This window comes from Agromyces sp. NPDC052230, assembly GCF_040679595.1.
Classification (GTDB): Bacteria; Actinomycetota; Actinomycetes; order Actinomycetales; family Microbacteriaceae; genus Agromyces.
This window is the reverse complement of the sequence record NZ_JBFAVC010000004.1, coordinates 100,299-120,943: the sequence shown is the minus strand read 5'-3', so window position 1 is coordinate 120,943 and position 20,645 is coordinate 100,299. Positions and strand designations below refer to the sequence as shown.

General features: G+C 69.5%; 10 protein-coding genes. 1 reads left to right on the top strand and 9 read right to left on the bottom strand.

From position 1 onward, the window contains the following. Positions 1 to 25: 25 nt before the first annotated feature. From AB0K73_RS10545 to AB0K73_RS10510, 8 genes are all read right to left on the bottom strand, one after another. Positions 26 to 2,695, bottom strand: coding sequence for a Tat pathway signal sequence domain protein (locus AB0K73_RS10545; RefSeq protein ID WP_360512814.1), 2,670 nt, complete (start codon positions 2,693 to 2,695; stop codon positions 26 to 28). Next, a complete protein-coding gene (locus AB0K73_RS10540; RefSeq protein WP_360512816.1) occupies positions 2,689 to 3,327 on the bottom strand; it encodes a DUF1961 family protein in 639 nt (212 codons plus the stop codon). The genes AB0K73_RS10545 and AB0K73_RS10540 overlap by 7 nt, the downstream gene beginning before the upstream one ends. Continuing rightward, positions 3,324 to 3,998, bottom strand: coding sequence for a rhamnogalacturonan acetylesterase (locus AB0K73_RS10535; protein WP_360512818.1), 675 nt, complete (start codon positions 3,996 to 3,998; stop codon positions 3,324 to 3,326). The genes AB0K73_RS10540 and AB0K73_RS10535 overlap by 4 nt, the downstream gene beginning before the upstream one ends. A gap of 2 nt (positions 3,999 to 4,000) precedes the next feature. Further along, entirely contained in the window at positions 4,001 to 4,885 is an 885-nt protein-coding gene (locus AB0K73_RS10530; protein ID WP_360512820.1) for a carbohydrate ABC transporter permease, read from the bottom strand. Then, a complete protein-coding gene (locus AB0K73_RS10525) occupies positions 4,885 to 5,856 on the bottom strand; it encodes an ABC transporter permease subunit (RefSeq protein WP_360512822.1) in 972 nt (323 codons plus the stop codon). Before AB0K73_RS10525 ends, AB0K73_RS10530 begins: the two co-directional genes overlap by 1 nt. Positions 5,857 to 5,941: 85 nt before the next feature. Next, a complete protein-coding gene (locus tag AB0K73_RS10520) occupies positions 5,942 to 7,465 on the bottom strand; it encodes an extracellular solute-binding protein (protein ID WP_360512824.1) in 1,524 nt (507 codons plus the stop codon). 154 nt (positions 7,466 to 7,619) lie between these two features. Then, positions 7,620 to 8,267: a DUF624 domain-containing protein gene (locus AB0K73_RS10515; protein WP_360512827.1), complete on the bottom strand. Its 648-nt coding sequence runs from the start codon at positions 8,265 to 8,267 to the stop codon at positions 7,620 to 7,622. Between the two features lie 128 nt (positions 8,268 to 8,395). After that, positions 8,396 to 10,303 carry a glycoside hydrolase family 15 protein gene (locus AB0K73_RS10510; RefSeq protein WP_360512829.1) on the bottom strand — a complete coding sequence of 636 codons (1,908 nt, stop codon included), beginning with the start codon at positions 10,301 to 10,303 and terminating at the stop codon, positions 8,396 to 8,398. A gap of 208 nt (positions 10,304 to 10,511) precedes the next feature. Here AB0K73_RS10510 and AB0K73_RS10505 point away from each other — a divergent pair, with 208 nt between their 5' ends. Then, positions 10,512 to 18,932, top strand: a complete 8,421-nt coding sequence (locus AB0K73_RS10505) for a N,N-dimethylformamidase beta subunit family domain-containing protein (protein ID WP_360512831.1) — start codon at positions 10,512 to 10,514, stop codon at positions 18,930 to 18,932. A gap of 101 nt (positions 18,933 to 19,033) precedes the next feature. Here the strand turns inward: AB0K73_RS10505 and AB0K73_RS10500 are convergent, their stop codons facing one another. Beyond that, on the bottom strand, positions 19,034 to 20,578 hold the full coding sequence (locus tag AB0K73_RS10500; protein WP_360512833.1) for a DUF222 domain-containing protein: 1,545 nt from the start codon (positions 20,576 to 20,578) through the stop codon (positions 19,034 to 19,036). Positions 20,579 to 20,645 lie beyond the last annotated feature (67 nt).

Genomic DNA, 20,645 nt, shown 5'->3' with positions numbered 1-20,645 from the left:
CTTCGTGGAGGGGGTCTTCTGTCGCTCATCGCACGCCGGGCAGCGCCGAGCCGATGAGCGAGAGGTTCTGGATGGCCGCGAGTCCGTACTGCGATGCGTCGTTCGTCGAGACCGTCAGCGCCTCGTCGACCGGGTTGAGCACGTACGGCGGCTCGACCCTCTGGAGCACGAAGTCACGGCGGTGTACGAGCCACTCCCCCGTGCCCTCGAACGCGGCCCACGCCCGGTCCGCGAGCGCGCGATCGCCCAGCCGGTTCGCGGCGAACGCGGCGAGACGACTGTGCGCCTGCTCGAGCATGGTTCCCGTCAGCGCTTCGCCGACCGCCTCGACCTGCTCGGACGCGTCGGCGAGGTAGAGCCGGCAGTACTCCGTCCAGGCGTCGGCGAAGCCCGGCACGTCCACGAGGTCGCAGAGCTCGCTGCAGACCTCGACGAGGCCGAACACGGCGCTGAGGTGCGACACCGCGACGCGGTCGCGTGTCGTGTCGAACCGGCCCGTGTCGAGGTCGTACAGCGCCTCGCCCGTGAGGAACCCCTTCGGCAGCGCCGCGATATCCGCCATCGTGCCGAGGAGCCGGTCGCGCGAGCGTGGATTGCCCGTACGCTCCCAGTCCGCGAGCCACGTCGCGGCGAGGGCGCTCCAGTCGGTGCCGAGCCCGACGGCGAGCGCGGTGCGCTCGGGTCGGTACGTCGCGGCATCCGTTCGCACCTTGCGCGTCGGATCGAGGTCGAGGAACCGCTCGTCGGAGTCGCGCAGTTCGTCGAGCAGGTCGCCGATTCGCTCGTCGGCCGTGAGGTAGTGGAGGTATCGCCGGTAGACGGGTGAGCTGATGCGCAGTTGCTTGGCGCTGCACCCCCAGTGCTGCACGTTGTGGCGCGAGCCGAGACCGCGGAACCGGCCCGCGTGGTACACATCGACCTCGCCCGTGTGGCGAGTCATCGCCTCCGCCATGCGGAAGACGTCGGCGCGGCCCGTGCGCAGGTACGAGCTCCACAGCCAGAGGTCGGGCGACAACTCGGAGTTGTCCCACGCATAGCCGCCCACGTCGTAACGCCACACGTGGCGGTCGGGGTCGTACGCGTGCATCACGTCGCCGAAGTCCCAGAAGCCGTACCAGCGGCGCTGCTCGACCTGACGGAGGTAGAAGTCGAGCAGGAAGTCGATGCTGTCCTCGATCTCGGCACGGAGCGGGGTCGCCCGGTCGACGGGCGCCCAGTCGCCGAAGACGCCGACCGAGTGCAGGTACTGCGGTGTGGGCTGCAGCAGGGGCGGGCGCCGCACCGCACCGACCTCGTCGACGACGCGTTCGATCGGCGGCGTCGCGTCGTAGGCGGACAGCGTCAGCTCGTGCGTGCGTGCGATCCCATGCGGGTCGCCGAAGCCCGGCTCGTAGTCCTCGTACGTGATCTCGAGGCCTTCGAGCTGGCTCGCGAAATCGTCCTGCCCGAGGCCGCCGTGGTAGAACCGCAGGTCCATCGGGCGGGCCTCGGGCGAGTGCAGCCAGGCCGTGATCGTGGGGCGATCTGACGCCGCGCCGCGGACGTCCAGCTGACCGGGGAACGACTCCCAGAACGACCGGACCGTCACGCCGAGGCCGCCCTCGGGGTCGGACAACGCCACATGGCCCTCGGAGCGCGTCCCGCCACCCACCGCGACCCAACCATGTCCCGGCTCCGTGCGCTTGCGCAGCGTGAAGCCGTCGGCGCTGAGTTGGGAGAGGGTCACGTCGCCCCAGGCCGGGATGAGGGAGAGCCGCTCCGAGACCTCCGGATTCCACGTCGCGGGCGGCGGCGTGCGTCGTCCCGCGACCTGGGCGGCACGGACCTCCGCACCGGGATCCCGGCGGAGTCCGGTCAGCCCGCGCACGGCCTCGGCGTGGAACCCGCCGTCGGCGCCGGCCACGCGCACGTGCCGGTCGTGCAGCGGGGCGCGCAGCGGCACATCCGCGCGGAATCCGAGCCCGGCGAGGAAGTCGCGTTCCGCGTCTCCGTCCCACACGAATGAGTGCACGAGCCGCACCTGCCGCGACCCGGCGAGCACCACGAGGCGCACGGTGAACGGGAGCCATTCACGGTCGCCATCCTCGGCACGATGGACGCCCTCGACGCGCACGACCGCGCGCACCGGCCCGCGCTGTTCGACGACGACGACGCGGACGTCGGAGGTGAAGGGATGCCGCCGAACCGAGCCCTCCTCGTCGGGGAGCTCGTGCTGCACGAGGCTCACGAGGCGTCCTCGCTCGGCGGCCGTCACGCCGCCGCGACGCAGTTCGCGGAAGATCGCGGGATTCCGACCCGATGACGACCCGCGCCCGTCGGCCGTGGCCCGCACGTCGACGACGAGCTCGAGGCATCCGTTGTCGACGACGATTCGGTCGTCCGCCTCGTGGACGCGCACCGTCGCGGACTCGTCCGCGACCGCGGCATGCGTCGGTGCCCCGTCGCGCAGGACGACCGCGAGCTCCCGCCCCTCGCTCGCGCCGATGGCAGCGCCGACCCACTTGAGTGATCCGTCGGGCCACGTCGCGAGCGGCCAGAACTGGGCGGGCACCTCGTCGCCATGTCGGTCCGCCACGGCGAGCTTCGTCGTCCCGCGCAGCGCGCCCCGCGGGACCGGGAATCCCCAGGTCACGCCCTCGTGCCGATCGGGCGCCCGCTCGTCGAGCCAACGCAGCGGTGCGAGCACGTTCACCATTCCTCCACCTCCAGGTTGCGGTACGCCGCGATGAGCGGCGCCATCTGACGGAACCCGATGCGGCCGCCGCGGATGCGAGGCCCGCCCGCTTCGTCGTCGTCCCACGTGAACAGCCGCAGGCCGTCGATCGAGAACTCGACGTGGCCGACATCCTTCACGACCTCGACCCGGTAGAACGCCTCGCACGCATCGACCACGGGCGGCAGCGGGTCGGCGCCCTGCGCGACCAGGTGGAAGCCGGGCGACTTTCGGAGGTTCGCCGTGTGGAACGCGCGTTCATCCTCCCAGCGCCGCCGGAAGTAGGACACGTGCAACGTGCGGATGTCGCCCGAGTGGTACTGCGGGTAGGCGCCCGTGCGTGGCGCGACGCCCTCGTCGAAGATGTCGCCGTCCACGACGGATGCCGCGCCGAAGAACAGCATCGCGAGCCCCGGCTCGGACCGGGGCGAGAAGTCCCAGCTCACCCGGATCCGGTCGCCGAAGACCTCGGCGCACCAGATCGTGAAGTGCTCGTCGAGGCCCCCTGAGCCCGAGAACTCGAGCGCGTCGACGATCGGCCGCGCGGAGAACGGCCCCTCGGGGCGCCAGTCGGCGATGTCGTCGAGGCTGGTGAGGGGGTTGCGATACGTCATGGGACACTTCCTGCTCGTCCGTGCGGGGTGAGATGTGCGTCACGGTCGGCGAGGCCCGCCAGTGCCCACGCCACGTACGCCGCGATCGCGTCCGCACCGTGGTCGCGGAAGTGCGTGTCGTCACGCAGCCCGTCCGGCCACGCGGGCGCCTCACCCGGCTCGAGGTGGGTGAAGAGGCGAACGGATGCCGCTTCCCCGAGCCACTCGTAGAGCCACGACGTGAACCCGGTGAGATCGATCACGGGGACCGCCTCACGACGTCCGAGCGCGCGAACGGCCGCGGGGTACGGGCCATGCGACGGCGCGAGGCGCCCCGATCGGAATCCGCGGCGCTCCACCGAGGTGCAGAGCACCGGCGTCGCCCGACATGCTCGGACGTCGCGCAGCATCCGCTCGAGTCGTTCGGTGTAGCCGCCGGCGGCGTCGAGTACGCCGGGGTGCTTCTGGTCGTTGTGCCCGAACTGGATCACCACCGTGTCGCCGGGCTCGAGGGCCTCGATGAGCGCCGCCCACCGTCCGTCGTCGATGAAGGTCGCGGTGGTCGCGCCGCCGATCGCATGGTTCACGACGGGAACGTCGACATGGTGGCCGAGGCATCCCCCCCAGCCCTCCATCGGCCGCTCCGCCGGCAGTCCCGACGCGACCGTCGAGTCACCCGCGAGGTGGATCACACTCACCCCTTCACCGCCCCGATCAGCATCCCCTTCGCGAAGTGCTTCTGCAGGAACGGGTAGAACAGCAGGATCGGCAGGGTCGCGACGACGATCACGGCGAACTTGATGCCCTGCGCAGGCGGCAGCTGCGTCGTGTCGCCCTCGACGATCGACAGGTCGGTCGCGACGGTGACCTGCCGCAGGAACATCTGCAGGGTCCACATCGAGCTGTCGTTGAGGTAGAGCAACGGCGACATGAAGTCGTTCCAGATGCCGACCGCGTAGAACAGCGCGAACGTCGCAAGGACGGGCTTCGAGAGCGGGAGGATGACGCTCCAGAGCGTCTGCAGCTCGTTGGCGCCGTCGATCTTCGCCGACTCCTCCAGCTCGGCCGGGAGCTGCTGGAAGAAGTTCTTGATGATGATGAGGCTGAACGGGTTGATCGCCATCGGCAGGACGAGCGCCCAGTACGTGTCGAGCAGCCCGAGATCCTTCACGACGAGGAATGTCGGGATCATTCCGCCGGAGAACACCATCGTGAACACGACGAGCGAGAGGATGACCCGCCGCCCGGGCAGGTTCGACTTCGACAGCGGGTAGGCCATCGCCGCGGTGAGCAGCAGTTGGATCGTGGTGCCGACCGCGGTCACCAGGATCGTCGTGACGAGCGCACGCGTGAACGCCGGGCTCGTGAAGATCGCCCTGTATGCGTCGATGCTGAACGTCTCGGGCCAGACGAAGAAGGAACGCGTGGCGAGCTCGGCCTCGGTCGCGAAGGAGCCAGCGATCACGTAGACGAACGGCAGCAGCGCGACCACGCCGACGACGACGAGCAGCGCGACGTTGACGACGTCGAACGCCCGCCCTGCGGGCGTGTTGAATCGGGAGAGGTTCGAGGCGGCCATCAGAAGATCCCCGTCTGGTTGAAGCGGCGCGCGACCCAGTTCGCACCGAAGATGAGCACGACGCCGACGATCGCCTTGAAGAGGCCGACCGCGGTGCTGTAGCTGTACGAGCCCTGCGTGATGCCCATGAAGTACACGTAGGTGTCGAACACGTCGGCGACCTGGCGGTTGAGCGCGTTGGTCATGAGGTAGATCTGCTCGAACCCGGTGTTCAGGACCTGCCCCATCTGCAGCACGAGCATCACGACGATGGTCGGCATGATCGACGGCAGCGTGACGTGCCACACCCGCTGGAAGCGTCCGGCACCGTCGATGATCGCGGCCTCGTACTGCTCCTGGTCCACCGACGCGAGGGCGGCGAGGAAGATGATCGTGCCCCAACCGGTGTTCTTCCAGATGTCCTGCAGCACGATGAGCGGCCGGAACCACGCCGGATCGGTCAGGAAGTCGATGTCGGTGCCGAGGAGGCCGTTGATCAGCTGCGTCATCGGGCCGACGTCGAGCGCGAACAACAGGTACGTCAGCGACGCCACCACGGTCCACGACAGGAAGTGCGGGATGTAGATGAGCGTCTGCACCGAGCGCTTCAGGAGCATCAACCGGAGCTCGTTGAGCAGCAGCGCGACGACGATCGTCAGCGGGAATGCGATCACGAGGCTGAGCAGCGCGAGGACCAGCGTGTTCGCCAACAGGCGCGGGAAGTCGGGACTCGAGAAGAAGTCCTCGAAGTGCTGGAATCCCACCCAGGCGCTGTCCGCGATGCCGAGGAACGGCACGTAGTCCTTGAAGGCGATCACGGCACCGAACATCGGCCAGTAGCGGAACACGAGGAAGTAGAGCGCGCCCGGGATCAGCAGGAGGTAGAGCCACTTGAACTGCGTGACGTGGGTGCGGATGCCGCCGCGCCGACGTGCCTCGGGGACGACGATCGACTCGGTCGATTCGACCGCGGTCTTCTCGAGCAGGGTCATGATTGTCCTCTCGCCTCGGAGACATCCGAGGAAGAGCGACGGGGAGGCGAGCGGAACCGAGCGTGATGCCCGCCTCCCCGGCCGCTCAATCGGCGTCGCGCAGCTCGTTGATCTCCGAGATGACCTGGTCGCCACCGGCCGAGCGCCAGCGCTCGACGGCGTCCTCCAGTCCGGCGAGGTCGATCTGGCCGGCAAGGTACTGGATGCGGGCGTCGCTCACGATCACGTCGAGCTGGGCGCCCTTCGACACGTAGGTCTCCGAGACGTACGGCGCGGAGGGATCGAACTCGGCGAACTCGAGGTCGGCCTGTTCGATCTCCAGGCGCTTGTCGTACATCTCCTGCTCGTACTCGCTCGCCTGCTTCGGCCGGTACCCCTGGAAGCCGGTGACGTTCGTGCCGAGCTGGGCGTAGCTCAGGACGTCGTCCTTCAGGGTCTGCGGCGCGTCGTCGTTGCCGACGGCGAGGTCGCCGTCGAGCTCGTAGGTCACGCCCTCGATGCCGTTGTTGAGGATCGGCCCGGCCTCCTCCGAGTTCAGCTTGTCGAGCACCTCGAGCACCGCGCGCAGCTGCTCCTCGGTGCGGACCTTCGCCTTCGGCACAGCGAGGAAGCCGCTGTATCCCGCCGTCGGGTGGGCGTGGAGGTCGCCATCGGGGCCGACGAGGTTGCCGGAGATCTCGACGTATCGGTCGAAGTTCTCGGGGTCGGACTGCTTCAGCAGCCCCATGATCTGGCCCGCGCGCGAGTGGACGTCGATAATGATGCCGCCATTGCCGTTCAGGAAGGGTTCGTTCCACTTGGCCGAGTCGAACGTGGCGTAGTCGGGATTCACCAGGCCCTCGTCGATGAGCTGCTTCTCGTACTGGACGGCCTCGAGGAACTCCTCCGTCATGAAGCTCGGTACGAGCTCGCCGTCACGCTCGGTCCAGCGATTGCCCGCGCCGTGCCAGGTCTCGATGACGTCGTAGGGACTGTTCGACCCGATCATGCCGGGCCACTTGGGGATGATGATCCCGTACGTGTCGGCTTGGCCGTTGCCGTCGGGGTCTCGTTCGGTGAAGGCCTTGGCGATCTCGTACAGGTCGTCCGTGGTCTCCGGCGCCTCGAGGCCGACGTTCTGCAGCCAGTCCTTGCGGAGGATCACCGAGGCGCGCATCACATCGCGCGCACGGAAGATGCCGAAGACCTGATCATTGATGCTTGCGGCCTTCTGCACCTCGGGGAAGGAGGTGCTGAGATTCGGGTACTCGTCGAGGTATTCGGTGAGATCCCAGAAGGCCCCCGCCTTCGCGTTCTTGACGAAGCCGGGGGTCTTGCCCTGGATCACCATGACGTGGGGGAGGTCGTCGCCTGCGAGCGTGATGTTCGTCTTGTCCTCGTACGACGAGTTCGGCACCCAGGTGATGTCGAGGTCGGTGTCGACGACCTCCTCGAGCGCCTGCTCGATCTCGTTGTCGGGCTGCGGTGCGTTGGTCACGAGGTACGGAGCCATGATCGAGAGGGTCTTCAGCTCGACCGTTTCCGCTTCGGCCGCGGCGGTGCAGCCGGTGAGGGTCAGCGCACCCGCGCTGAGCAGTGCCAGCGCGGCGCGCGAGGGATGACGGGTCATTTCCACGAACTCCTTCGTTGTGTTGAGTGGGATGGTGCGGGGTGGTCGGCGGGGTCGGGGTACGGACGCGGCGGGCTCGCCACCCGTCGGCAGGGCAGCCCGCGGAAGCCCGGTAGGGGCGGATCTCGCGGGGTGTCGACGGGGGCGGGTACGGTTATCGATCCGGTGGGTCGCCGCGCTCGAGGACGCGCCGATCGTTCGTGCGGAAGAACGCGAGGCCCAGCGCCGTGTCGGAGACGAGCACCGCGCCGACGGTCACGAACGGGAGCAGGCCGGGCAGCACGGTGGTGACGCCCACGATCAGCACGGTGGTCACCGCAAGGAGCAGTGCCGCGGCGGGGTTCGCAACCGCGAACCGGAGCGCCGTCGTCGCGTACCGCCGGAGCGGGAGGTCGTAGTGCGCGTAGAGCGGCACGAGGACGAGCGCCACCACGGCCACGATGGTGAATGCGACGCCGCTGAGGATGGCCGGGAGGTGCATCCCGAGGCGCGCGAACGAGGCCAGGTTGACGCCGAGCAGCACGGCGACCGCGAACACCGGCAGGAGGACGAGGTTCGCGCGAAGGAACTCGCGCCGCCAGGTCGAGGAGAACTCCGAGACGAACCGGAAGCCGTCTCCCGCCAGCCGTCGGCGCGTGAGGACGGCGGCTGCGATCGTGGCCGGCGCGACGCCGAACACGACCCCACCGAGCAGCGTGAAGGCGAGCCAGGCCAGATTCACCGCCATGATCCAGAGCACCCAGTCCGTCACCTGGTGTGCACGGAGCGCCCACGTGGGAGCGGTCGTGCCAGAAGTGCTCATGGTCGCCATCGACTCTCGTGATACGTTTCAGGTAAGCGTTTTCCCGAGAGCATAGCCATCTCTCGCGACCTCGTCAACAATGACGCGCGTGCACCGGTCCGACGCGGCCGATACCGTCAGCCGACGTGTCAGGCGCCCATGCGCCGAGCGCAGCGTCCCCGGCTCTGGCGGGCGCCGTCGGTTGCGGTGCCGCTCACGTGCGCGATGGCGTCGGCGGCGCGCACGAGGGCGAGGTGCGACAGTGCCTGCGGGGTGTTGCCGGCATGGCGTCCGGTGCGCGGGTCGACCTGTTCGGCGAGCAGGCCGAGGTCGGTGCGGTACGCGAGGATGCGCTCCATGAACGCGTTCGCGTCGTCGAGCCGGCCCGAGTGCGCGTACTGCTCGACGAGCCAGAAGGAGCAGGCGATGAACTCGCACTCATCGCCGGGAACGCCGTCCACGTCGGTCTCGGTTCGGTAGCGGCGAAGCAACCCGTCGCGCATGAGGGTCTGCTCGATGCGGGCGACGGTGCCGAGCATCCGCGGGTCGTCGTGGGCGAGGTACCCGACCTGGGGGAGTTGCAGCAGCGCCGCGTCCACCTCCGTGGTGCCGGGGAACTGCACGTAGCTGCCGAGCCCGGAGTCGAATCCGTCGCGCTCGATGGCCTCGCCGAGGCGGTCGCGGATGTCGCGCCAGCGCTCGGCGGGGCCGTGGCATCCGTCGGACTCGACCGCGCAGACGCCCCGGTCGAAGGCGGCCCAGAGCATGACGCGCGAGTGCGTGAAGTGCTGTTCGGCACCTCGGACCTCCCAGATTCCGGAGTCGGGGCGCTCGAGCTGGCGTTCGGCCTCGCCGAGGAGCGCGAGTTGCAGCGACCAGGAGAAGTCGTCCTCGTCGACGCCGACGTGGCGTGCGGCGTCGAGCGCGACCATGACCTCGCCGAAGATGTCGGCCTGGTACTGCTCGGATGCCGCGTTGCCGACCCGTACGGGCGCGCTCGCGGCGTACCCGGGCAACGTCGGAACCTCCCATTCGGTGAGGCGCCGCTCCCCCGCGAGCCCGTACATGATCTGCACGTCGGCCGGGTCGCCCGCGATCGCACGCAGCAGCCAGGTGCGCCACGCGGCCGCCTCGCGGGTGTACCCGTGATGCATGAGGGCCTCGAGCGTGAGTGCGGCGTCACGCAGCCACACGTAGCGGTAGTCCCAGTTGCGGGCGCCGCCGAGGTCTTCGGGCAGGCTCGACGTGGCTGCCGCTACGATGCCGCCGGTCTCCTCATGGGAGAGGAGCCGCAGGACGAGCAGCGAACGCCGCACCGCCGGGTCGTAGGCGCCGGGTTCCTCGCAGGACGCGACCCACGATCGCCACCACGCGTCCGTCGCAGCGATCGCAGCGTCGACGTCGAGCGGCTCGGGGGCGGCGAGATGTGCGGGGCACCACGTGAGCTGCAGGTCGACCGTGTCGCCCGCGGCGACCGTGAACTCGCCGAGGTGCCGATGGCCGCTGGGCTCCAACTGCGGGCCGCGCACGAGGAGGGCGTCGGGCCCGGCGACCGCTCGGAGTACGGGGGCCTCCGCCGTGCCGACCTGACGCACCCACGGCAGCGACGCCGCGTAGTCGAATCGCATGCGCAACTCCTGCCGCACGGCCACGGAGCCGCGGATGCCGCGCACCCGCCGGATCACGTCGCTGCGCCGTTCGGCGCCCACCTCCACCGCGGTCTGCGGCATGAGGTCGATCACCTCGACTTCGCCGTCGGCGGTCGACCACCGGGTGACGAGGGTGAAGGTGTCGGTCGCGTAGGCGCGGGCAGCCGTGGCCGTGGCATCCGCCGGCCGAAGGCTCCAGAAGCCCTGGTCGGGCCCTCCGAGGATCGCGCCGAACACGGATGCGGCATCGAATCGGGGCACGCACAGCCAGTCGATGGCGCCGTCGTCGCCGACGAGGGCCGCGGTCCGACAGTCGCCGATCACGGCGTACGATTCGATGGGACGCGTCGTCTTCGCTTGCTCGAGGGCTCCCTCACCTTCGCCACCCGTACCAACGGATGCGTCCACGATCCCTCCCCGTCAGCAGAATCCCGTTCTCCCCATGCTCTCAGCGATCCCACCGCAGGTCGACGTGTTCGACGATGCCATGACGGCGCGATCCCTGAACGTATGTTCGACCGAACCCCCTGAGTGGGGGGCATCGCATGCGTAGAAGGATTCCTAAACTGGCTGAAGCCATTGCGTTCCGAGTCGTCCTGAGAAGAGAAGCCCTGTAATGCCCCGTCGATCTCAGGACCGGGTTCGAACCCGCCCACGCTCCGCCATCGCCTCCCTCACCGCGGTCCTGCTGCTGGTGCCGGTGCCCTTCGCGCTGCTCCCCGCAGCCGCTGCGCAGTCGGTCGACAACGAGATCACCGCCGAGAACAGCCTGCCCGGCGCACCGGCATCCGAGTGGGAGGTCGACGGCTCGGGTGACGAGAGCATCCAGGGGTTCACGACGAAGATCAGCGTGAACCAGGGCGAGACGGTCGACTTCAAGATCGACACCGACGCGCTCGACTACCGCATCGACATCTACCGGCTGGGCTGGTACCAGGGCAATGGCGCCCGGAAGGTCGCCACCATCGACACCTCCGCGACGACGGAGACCCAGCAGCCGAACTGCGCGGTCATCGACGGTACGACCGACGACAACCTCGTGGATTGCGGCAACTGGAGCGTGTCCGCCTCGTGGAGCGTGCCGGGTGACGCGACATCCGGTCTCTACATCGCGAAGCCGACCCGCGCCGACAACGGCGGTGCGAGCCACATCGCGTTCGTCGTGCGCGACGACGACGGCAACTCCGACCTCCTGTTCCAGACCTCCGACACCACGTGGCAGGCCTACAACCCGTACGGCGGCTACAACACCTACGACAGCGGATCGTCGGGCGTGAACGCGCAGAAGGTGAGCTACAACCGACCCGTCACGACCCGAGGTGGAGAGCTCGAGAACTGGCTGTTCAACGCCGAGTACCCCATGATCCGATGGCTCGAGCGCAACGGCTACGACCTCAGCTACTCGAGCAGCATCGACACCGCCATCCGTCCGGCGGAACTCCTCGAACACCAGGCGTTCCTGTCGGTCGGTCATGACGAGTACTGGTCGCAGGAGCAACGAGACGCGGTGGAGGCCGCTCGCGACGCCGGGGTCGACCTCGCGTTCTTCAGCGGCAACGAGGTGTACTGGAAGATCCGGATGGAGGACTCGAAGCAGGACCCTGCTCCCGACGACCACCGGACCATGGCGGTCTACAAGGAGGGCTCGGCGGCGGCGGCGTCCTCGGAGCACCAGCGCTGCTACCGGGACTACACCTGCGACCCCAGCGACACGTGGACGGGACTCTGGCGCGAGTCGCCGCAGTCGTCCGCCTCGGCCCCGGTCATCGGTGAACCCGAGAACATGCTCACCGGCCAGATCAGCTGGCGGAGCAGCACGGCATCGATGCAGGTGCCGGGCGAGTTCGCCAAGCTGCGCTTCTGGCGGAACACCGCGGTCGCGAACCTCTCCCCTTCGGGGACGGTCACCCTCCCGTACGGAACCCTCGGCTACGAGTGGGACCCCGAGCAGGAGCAGTACTCCACCTGGTACCCACCCGGTCGTGTGCTCCTCTCGAGCACGACCATCCAGTCGTCGGCCGGCCCCGAGCGGCACCACCTGAGTCTGTACCGCGCGCCGAGCGGGGCGCTGGTCTTCGGCGCCGGAACCGTGCAGTGGACCTGGGGTCTCGACGGCGAGCACGACCACGGCGACTTCATGGCCGACCCGGGCAACACCGAGAACCGCAACGTGCAGCAGGCGACGATGAACCTCCTCGCCGACATGGGAGCGCAGCCGGGCACCATCCAGACCGGACTCATCGCAGCCACCGGGACCACCGACACCACGGCGCCGACCGTCGTGATCACGTCGACGGCGGCCAGCGTGACGGGGCCCGGAACCCGTACCGTCTCCGGCACGGCGACCGATGCCGGCGGCGGGGTCGTCGGAACGGTCGAGGTATCGACCGACGGCGGCTCGACGTGGCGGCGCGCGACCGGACGCGAGAGCTGGAGCCACACCTTCACCGCCCTCGCCGGTGCACCGGCCATCAGGGTGCGCGCCGCCGATGACAGCGCCAACCTGAGCGGCGAGGTCGCCCTCGGCACCCCGGTGACGGCATGCCCCGCCGGAACGACCTGCTCATCGATCTTCGACCGGTCCGTCACCGGGACGCAGGTCGCCGACCCGTCGGGCGTCGAACTCGGCGTGAAGTTCCGGTCCGACGTGCCGGGCCAGCTCGTCGGCATCCGTTTCTACAAGACGAGCGGCAACACCGGCGCGCACACGGGAACGCTGTGGTCGGCGACGGGGCAGCCGCTGGCAACAGTGACGTTCGCCGGTGAATCGGCCACCGGGTGGCAGGAAGCGGTCTTCTCGTCTCCCGTCACGATCAAGGCGGGCACCACCTACGTGGCCTCGTACCACACGAACACGGGCCACTACGCGATGGGCACGTCATTCGCGAGCGCCGGCGTCGACACCCCGCCGCTCCACGCTCTTCGCGACGGCGCCGACGGGGTCAACGGCGTGTACATGTACGGCCCCGGCGGGATGTTCCCGGCGAACTCCTGGGCCTCGGGGAACTACCTCGTCGACGTGCTCTTCAGCACGACGGCCCCACAGGACACGACCGCCCCGACCGTCACCGCGAGCACGCCCGCCGCCGACGCCGCGTCGGTGAACCCCGACGCCGACATCACCGCCAGCTTCAGTGAGGCGATCGATCCGGCCACCCTGACCACCTCGACGTTCCGACTCCGGGACCCGGCCGGGAACATGGTGCCGGCCGCGGTGACCTACAACATGGTGGATCGCCGGGCGGCGCTCAACCCCAACTCCACCCTGGCCGCCGGAACCCGGTACACGGCCATCATCTCGGGCGGAGCCGAGGGCATCGCCGACATGGCGGGCAATCGACTCGCCGCCGATTACGCCTGGGGCTTCCTCACGGCCGGCGTGAACACGACGGCTCCCGTCGTCGCCACCACCACTCCCTCCGCGAACGCGACGGGTGCGGCATCCGATGCGAACGTGACCGTGGTGTTCAGCGAGGCCATGGATGCGGCCTCCATCACGTCGTCGACGATCGAACTCCGCGACGGGTCCGGCAACGTCGTGCCGGCGACGGTCGGCTACGACGCGGGCACCACGTCGGCCGTGATCGATCCCAGCCAGCCGCTGGCCCCGGCCACGAGTCACACCGTGACGGTCAAGGGGGGTTCGAGCGGCGTCCGCGACGCCACCGGCATCCCCCTGCAGGCCGACTTCACCTGGGCATTCGCGACCGCGGGCCCCGATACCTCGCCGCCGACGGTGACCGCCACCTGGCCCACGCGGGACGCGGCCGACTTCGGGGTCGAGGCCAACCTCGCGGCGATCTTCAGCGAACCCATGGCGCCCGGCACGATCAACGGGACCACCGTGCAGCTGCGTGATGCCGCAGGGAACCTCGTGACGGCGCTGATCAGCTACGATCCGGCGACGCAGTCGGCCATGATCGACCCGGCGGCAGCGCTCGCCTACAGCACCGAGTACACGGTCACCCTCGAGGGCGGCGCCGGCGGTGTGACGGATGCCGCGGGCAACCCGATGGTCGACGACTACTCGTGGACGTTCGCGACCATCGCCCGCACGGGCGCTCGGGCGAACCCGAACATCGGTCCCGGGGGCCCGCTCCTGATCGTCAAGGGCACGAGCCCGTTCGGCGCGTACCTCCCCGAGATGGTCCGCGGCGAGGGCCTCAACCTGTTCACCGTGCGCACGACGTCGTCGTTCAGCGCGGCGGCGCTCGCCCCGTACGACACGCTCGTGCTCGGCGAGACCACGCTCACCCCCGAGCAGGTGGCGTCGCTGACCGAGTGGGTGAACGCCGGCGGCAACCTCATCGCCATGCGCCCGTCGGCCTCCCTTGCCGATCTCCTCGGGCTCGCGCCGGCCGGCGGCGGAATCGCTGAGGGCTACCTCAAGATCGACACGTCGAAGCGCCCCGGTGAGGGCATCGAGGCCGCGAGCATGCAGTTCCACGGCACGGCCGACCTGTATCGTCCGCGCGACGCGGGCACGCAGGTGGTGGCCCAGTTGTACAGCACCGCCACCGCCGCGACCGAGTTCCCGGCGGTGACGCTCCGCAGCGTCGGCACCTCCGGTGGAACCGCGTCCGCCTTCACCTTCGACCTCGCGCGCTCGATCGTGTACACCCGTCAGGGCAACCCCGCGTGGTCGGGCCAGGAGCGCGACGGGATCTCCCCGATCCGCAGCGACGACCTCTTCTACACCGACTACATCGACCTCTCGAAGGTGGCCATCCCCCAGGCCGACGAGCAGCAGCGCCTGCTCGCGAACCTCATCACCGAGACGACCCGCGATGTGCTGCCGGTGCCCAGGTTCTGGTATCTGCCACGCGGCGAGGTCGCGGCCATCGTCATGACGGCCGACGAGCACAACGGCGGTTCGGTACCCAACCGGTTCTCCACCGAGCTCTCCCGGAGCACCGCCGGCTGTTTCGTGGCCTTCTGGGACTGCGTCCGGTCGACGTCGTACATGTTCGTCGACTACCCGCTGATCTCCGACAACCAGGCGCGCACCTACGAGCAGCAGGGCTTCGAGTTGGCCCTGCACCCGAACTCCGGATGCGGCACCCCCAACCGCGCCCAGTTCGCCGCGCTCCTGACCGAGCAGCTCGCCGCACTCGGGCGGCACTACCCCAGCATCACGACGCCGATGACGAGCCGCAACGACTGCGTGTTCTGGGTCGACTACACGACCGTGCCCGAGGAGGAGGAGAAGGCCGGCATCAACCTCGATGCCAACTACTACTACTGGCCGGCGGCATGGGCGGCCACGCGACCTGGCATGTTCACCGGCTCGGGCATGGCCCAGCGTTTCCTCTCCCTGGACGGGAAGCTGATCGACGTCTACCAGGCCACCACGCAGCTGACGGATGAATCGGGCCAGGCCTACCCGTCGACCGCGATCGCGCTCATGGATGGTGCGATCGACAAGGGCTACTACGGCGCGTTCGTCGCGAACCTCCACACCGACGGAAGGGATGCCGCGTCGTATCACGACGCGGTGGTCACGGCCGCGCAAGGTCGCAGCGTGCCGATCATCACCGCCGAGCAGTTGCTCGAGTGGACCGACGGGCGCAACGCCTCGTCGTTCACCAACCTCGCGCGATCAGGTGACGTCATGACGTTCACCGTCACGGCCGGCGAGGGTGCGAGCGGACTCCAGGCGATGCTGCCCATGCAGGGCAGCACGGGAACCCTCCAGTCCCTCTCGCGGGGCGGCGCGACGGTGTCGTTCCAGACCAAGGTGATCAAGGGCGTGAGCTACGCCGTCTTCACCGCCGTCGACGGCAACTACTCGGCGAGGTACGGCGTCGACTCGACGGCACCCACGATCTCCAAGGCCACCGCGGTCGTCACGGGTGCGACGACGGCTGAGGTCTCGTGGACGACGAACGAGCCGGCATCCTCTCGGGTGGAGTTCGGCACGTCGTCGAGCGCGATGACGTCATCCGTGCAGGCGGGCACGCTCACGACGTCGCACAAGCTGCAGCTCACCGGCCTCAACCCGAACACCACGTACTACTACCGGGTCGTGTCCGCCGACGCCTTCGGGAACACCAGCCAGTGGCCGGCAGCGAACGCCCCCGTCGTGTCGTTCACGATGCCGACCGCCGCGGCGAGCGACACCTCGGCCTCGCAGTTCAGCGGCGGCACTCCGGGCGTCGGCACGTACGTCACGAACACCACCGGCGGCGAGGTGACCCTCGCACCGCTCGCGGGCTCCGAATTCGAGGGCAGTGGTCTGCCTACCGGATGGACCACCGGCGCGTGGACCGGCGGCACGACGACGTTCTCGAGCGGCACTGCGACCGTCGACGGCGCGTGGTTGCGCAGCAACGCCCTCGTCGGCTCCGGCCGCGCAGTGGAGTTCGTGGGTACCTTCAGCGGCGCCGCGAACCAGAACGCCGGTTTCGGCGTCACGCTCAACAGCGCCGCCGAGTCGTGGGCGATGTTCGGCACGAACGAGACCACCGGCGTACTGCAGGCCCGCACGCACAATGCGAACGGCGCCACCTCCGATGTGGCCTTGGGCACGCTGTACGTCGGCTCCGAGCATGTGTTCCGCGTCGAGTGGGACAACTCCGTGCGGTACTACATCGACGGCGCTCTCGTGCACACGGCGTCGACGGTCAGCGGCACGATGCGCGCGCTGGGGAGCGAGTACCGGGCGGGTGGCGGCACCCTCAAGCTGAAGTGGATGCGCGTGACACCGTATGCCACGAGCGGGTCGTTCCTGTCACGCGTCCACGACGCCGGCACGGTCGCCGACTGGGGCGCGCTCGCCTACTCGGCGCAGGTCCCCTCGGGGACGTCTGTGGCGCTCGACGTGCGCGGCGGAAACACGGCCGCGCCCGATGCCACATGGACCGCGTTCACGCAGGTCGCCGCCGGACAGGACATCCCCGTGTCGGGCCGCTTCCTGCAGTACCGGGCGAGATTCACCACCGGGAACGGCATGATCACGCCGGTGCTGGCGTCGGTGGACCTGCCCTACAGCCCGCGTCCGCCTGCGCCCGACACGACGCCGCCGACGATCTCGGCCGTCTCCGCCCAGATGGTCGGAGCGAGCACGGCGCGGATCACGTGGACCACCGACGAGCAGTCCACCACGCGCGTCGAGTACGGCACCTCCCCCGACACGCTCAACCGGTTCGCCGAGGCGCAGACGCTCACCACGTCGCACAGCATCGACCTCACCGGGCTCGACCCGGCGACGCAGTACGCCTTCCGGGTCGTGTCGACGGATGCATCCGGCAATACGGCGAGGTCTGCGACGGCGCAGTTCACCACTCCCACGCCCGACACGACGGCGCCGACCATCACCGCTCGGAACCCGGCACCGGCCGCGACCGGCATCGCCGTCGGCGCGGACGTGAGTGTGACGTTCAGCGAGCCGATGGCCGCGGCGACGTTCACGGGGGCCACGTTCACGCTTCGCGCTGCAGGCGCGGGCACGGATGTCCCGGCCACGCGTTCCGTCGTCGGAGCGGTGGCGACGCTCAATCCGAGCGCGAACCTGGCAGCGGGCACCACCTACACGGTGACCGTGGCCGGAAGCGTGACCGATGCCGTCGGCAATGCGCTCGGCGCTGCGGTGAGCTGGACGTTCACGACCACATCGGCCGTCGCCAAGGTGCTCGAGGACACGACCGCGTCGCAGTTCGGGGCGGGCACCACGGGCGCCTCGGCGTACGTGGCGAACTCCGCCGGTGGCGAGGTCGTGCTGGCACCGCTCATCGGCGCCGAGTTCGAGGGAAGCGGCGTTCCCAGTGGCTGGGCGACCGGCAGCTGGACGGGCGGGTCGACGACCTTCTCCGGCGGTGCCGCATCGGTCGATGGCTCCTGGCTGCGAACCACGGCATTGGCGGGCGCGGGGCGGGCTGTCGAGTTCGCCGCGACGTTCACCGGAGTGTCATACCAGAACGTCGGATTCGCCAACACGCTCTCCGGCTCGGGTGAGTCGTGGGCGATGTTCGGCACCAACGAGAAATCCGGCGTCCTGCAGGCGCGCACGCGCAACTCGGGCGGCGCGGTCGTCGACTTCGCCCTCGGCACGCAGTACCTCGGCTCCGAGCACGTGTTCCGCATCGAGTGGGACTCCGCCGTTCGCTTCTACATCGACGGTGCGCTCGTGCACACCGCGGCCACGGTGGGCGGATCGATGCGTCCGCTCGCGAGCGACTACACCACCGGCACCGGTGCGATCGTCATGCGGTGGATGCGGGTCTCCCCCATCCACCCCACGGTCGCCACGGAGTTCGACGGTTCGACCGTGCCCTCAGGATGGACGAGCACCCTCTGGAGCGGTGGCAGCGGCGGTTCGACCGTCTCGGGCGGCACGGTCGCCGTGAACGGGGGCCTGTTGAAGACCACGGCGCAGACGTGGCCGGGCAGTTCCGTCGATTTCGTGGCGACCTTCGGCGCTTCGCCGAACCAGCACGGCGGCCTGGCGGCCGACCTCGCGGGAGCCTCGCGCTGGGCGATCTTCAGCACCAACGGCAGCTCGAACACGCTGTATGCGCGCACCAACAACAACGGCACGGTCGCCGACGTCTCGCTGGGAACCGGCCTCGTGGGCTCCGCACACACGTATCGGGTCGAGTGGCTCGCCGATCGGGTCGTGTTCTCGGTCGACGGCACCGCGCGGCACACGCAGATGGTCACGATCGCCGGCGGTATGGGGACCGCCTTCAGCGACTACGCGGCGGGTGGAGCGAACCTCACCGTCGATCGGGCGCGGATGGAGGGTGCGCCGAGGACGGGCGCGTTCACGTCACGCGTGCTCGACGCGGGCGGCGCCGCGGACTGGCAGGCCCTGGACGTCGCGGCTCAGGTGCCCACGGGTACCTCGGTGGTCATCCACGTGCGCACCGGCAACACGCCGACGCCAGACAGCACGTGGACGGCCTTCGTACCCGTGAACGCCGGAGCCGACATCCCGGGCAGCTCGCGATACATCCAGTACCGCGCGTCGCTCTCGGGCAGTTCGACCGTGTCGCCCACGCTCGAACGGGTGGGGATCAACGGGCTCGTCGCACCGTAGTTCCCGCGCCGCCTGCGCTGCGGCGGCCGCCGATCGCGGCCGCCGCAGCGGCGAACCCTGAGTCGGCACGCAGGCGCGACTCAGGACCCCGAGCACATCACTCAGGCGGCGGACTCGGCGGGGGGCGGGCTCCACGCGGCACCGGCACCGGCACCGGCGTCGGCGTCGGCACCGGCACCGGCGCCCTCGCGAGGACTGCCGATACGGCGAAGCTCGAGGTGCGGTGACCGATTTCCGGCGCGGGGTCGCTGCTCGGGGTCGATGTGCGGCGGCGGGATGAACCATGCCCGGTTGTCACGGATCTCGATGCCCCAACCGTTGCGATGGAGCAGCCCGTGGTGGAACGCGCAGAGAAGGACGCCGTTCTCGAGGTCGGTGAGGCCGCGATGCCGCTTCCACCACCTGATGTGGTGGGCCTGGGTGTGGGCGATGGGTCGGCGACATCCGGGGTGCGCACATCCGCCGTCTCGCTCGGCGAGCGCGAGGCGCTGCGCCTTGGAGAACAGCCGCTTCGACCTGCCGAGGTCGAGGACCTCGCCCTCGCCACCGCAGACGATCGGAATGACGCCGGCGGATGCCGCCAGCTGGCGTGCCGCGGTGGCCGAGACGGGCTGGTCGATGCCGTCGATGGTGGCGTGACCGCGGCCCGTGCGCAGGTCGTCGAGGTCGATGCGGGCGACGACCGACGCGAAGGCGAGCGCCGGGAGCTCGGCCCCACCCGCGGAGATGGCGAGGCGTGCGATGTCGGCGAGCGCATCGGCGCTCATCTGCTCGATCGTGCGCGGCTCGGCCATGGCTCGGTCATCCGCCGAATGAGATCGGCCGGCCGTGTCACCGCCGGCACCCGCGTGCATCGCGCCGAATCCCGGCCGGGCATCGCGCGCCTGGTGGAGTTCGGCGCCGACGAGCGACTCGACAGCCACCTTGATGGGTGCGCCGGTCACCGGGTCGAACCGCCCGCGCAGGTTGATCATGCCGGCACTGTCTTCCCAGATGCGCAGGGTGCGCTGGCCGTGGAGCTCCTCTTCGCGGGGACGCACGCCATCGGGGTCGAGCCGGGCTTCGAGCTGCTTGATGAGCCGGGTGAGCCCATCGACACCGACCACCGGGCCGCGCTCGACGAGCAGGGATTCGGACCACGAGAGATCGTCGGCCGAAGCACGAACGGAAACCCGCGTAAGGAACGAGGTGATCACAGCCGCGGCATCGACGGTGAGCCGGCCGGCAGCGACGCCCGCGGCGACGTGCGGGAACCGTGGCGGCAGGAGCTCTCCCGTGAACGCGGCGCGCGGCTCGGTGGCCTCGCCGACCGCGATGAGCTTGACCGCCTCGGAGTAGCGCCCGCCTTTCATGGTGGCGATGAGGCCGGCAGGCGTCGAGTGCCCGGTGCGACGCGCGAGTCCGTCGTTGCCGGCCTCGCTCGGCGAACGTCGGGCCAGACCCGCGGCGCAGCGCACGGTGAGCGCATCGACCCGCTTCGACAGCCCCGCGAGCGCCTCGGTGACCGCGAGGAGACCGGCATCCGTCATCGAGGGCACGTCGGCCGCAGGACCGGAGGAGGCCATGGTCAGCGCAGCGGCCCACGCCCCCACGAGCGCATCGACCTCGGCGAGGAGTTCGCCGAGTGCTGCGGGGGTTTCAGACATGCATCCATTCTCTCAGAGCAATCGAACATATGTTCGAATCTCCGAAAGCTGTAGATAACTCATCCGC

What these genes read in the sequence shown, in the direction of transcription:
- AB0K73_RS10545 (WP_360512814.1), bottom strand. Translation starts at nt 2,695, where the DNA reads ATGGTGAACGTGCTCGCACCGCTGCGTTGGCTCGACGAGCGGGCGCCC.
- AB0K73_RS10540 (WP_360512816.1), bottom strand. Translation starts at nt 3,327, where the DNA reads ATGACGTATCGCAACCCCCTCACCAGCCTCGACGACATCGCCGACTGG.
- AB0K73_RS10530 (WP_360512820.1), bottom strand. Translation starts at nt 4,885, where the DNA reads ATGGCCGCCTCGAACCTCTCCCGATTCAACACGCCCGCAGGGCGGGCG.
- AB0K73_RS10525 (WP_360512822.1), bottom strand. Translation starts at nt 5,856, where the DNA reads ATGACCCTGCTCGAGAAGACCGCGGTCGAATCGACCGAGTCGATCGTC.
- AB0K73_RS10520 (WP_360512824.1), bottom strand. Translation starts at nt 7,465, where the DNA reads ATGACCCGTCATCCCTCGCGCGCCGCGCTGGCACTGCTCAGCGCGGGT.
- AB0K73_RS10515 (WP_360512827.1), bottom strand. Translation starts at nt 8,267, where the DNA reads ATGAGCACTTCTGGCACGACCGCTCCCACGTGGGCGCTCCGTGCACAC.
- AB0K73_RS10505 (WP_360512831.1), top strand. Translation starts at nt 10,512, where the DNA reads ATGCCCCGTCGATCTCAGGACCGGGTTCGAACCCGCCCACGCTCCGCC.
- AB0K73_RS10500 (WP_360512833.1), bottom strand. Translation starts at nt 20,578, where the DNA reads ATGTCTGAAACCCCCGCAGCACTCGGCGAACTCCTCGCCGAGGTCGAT.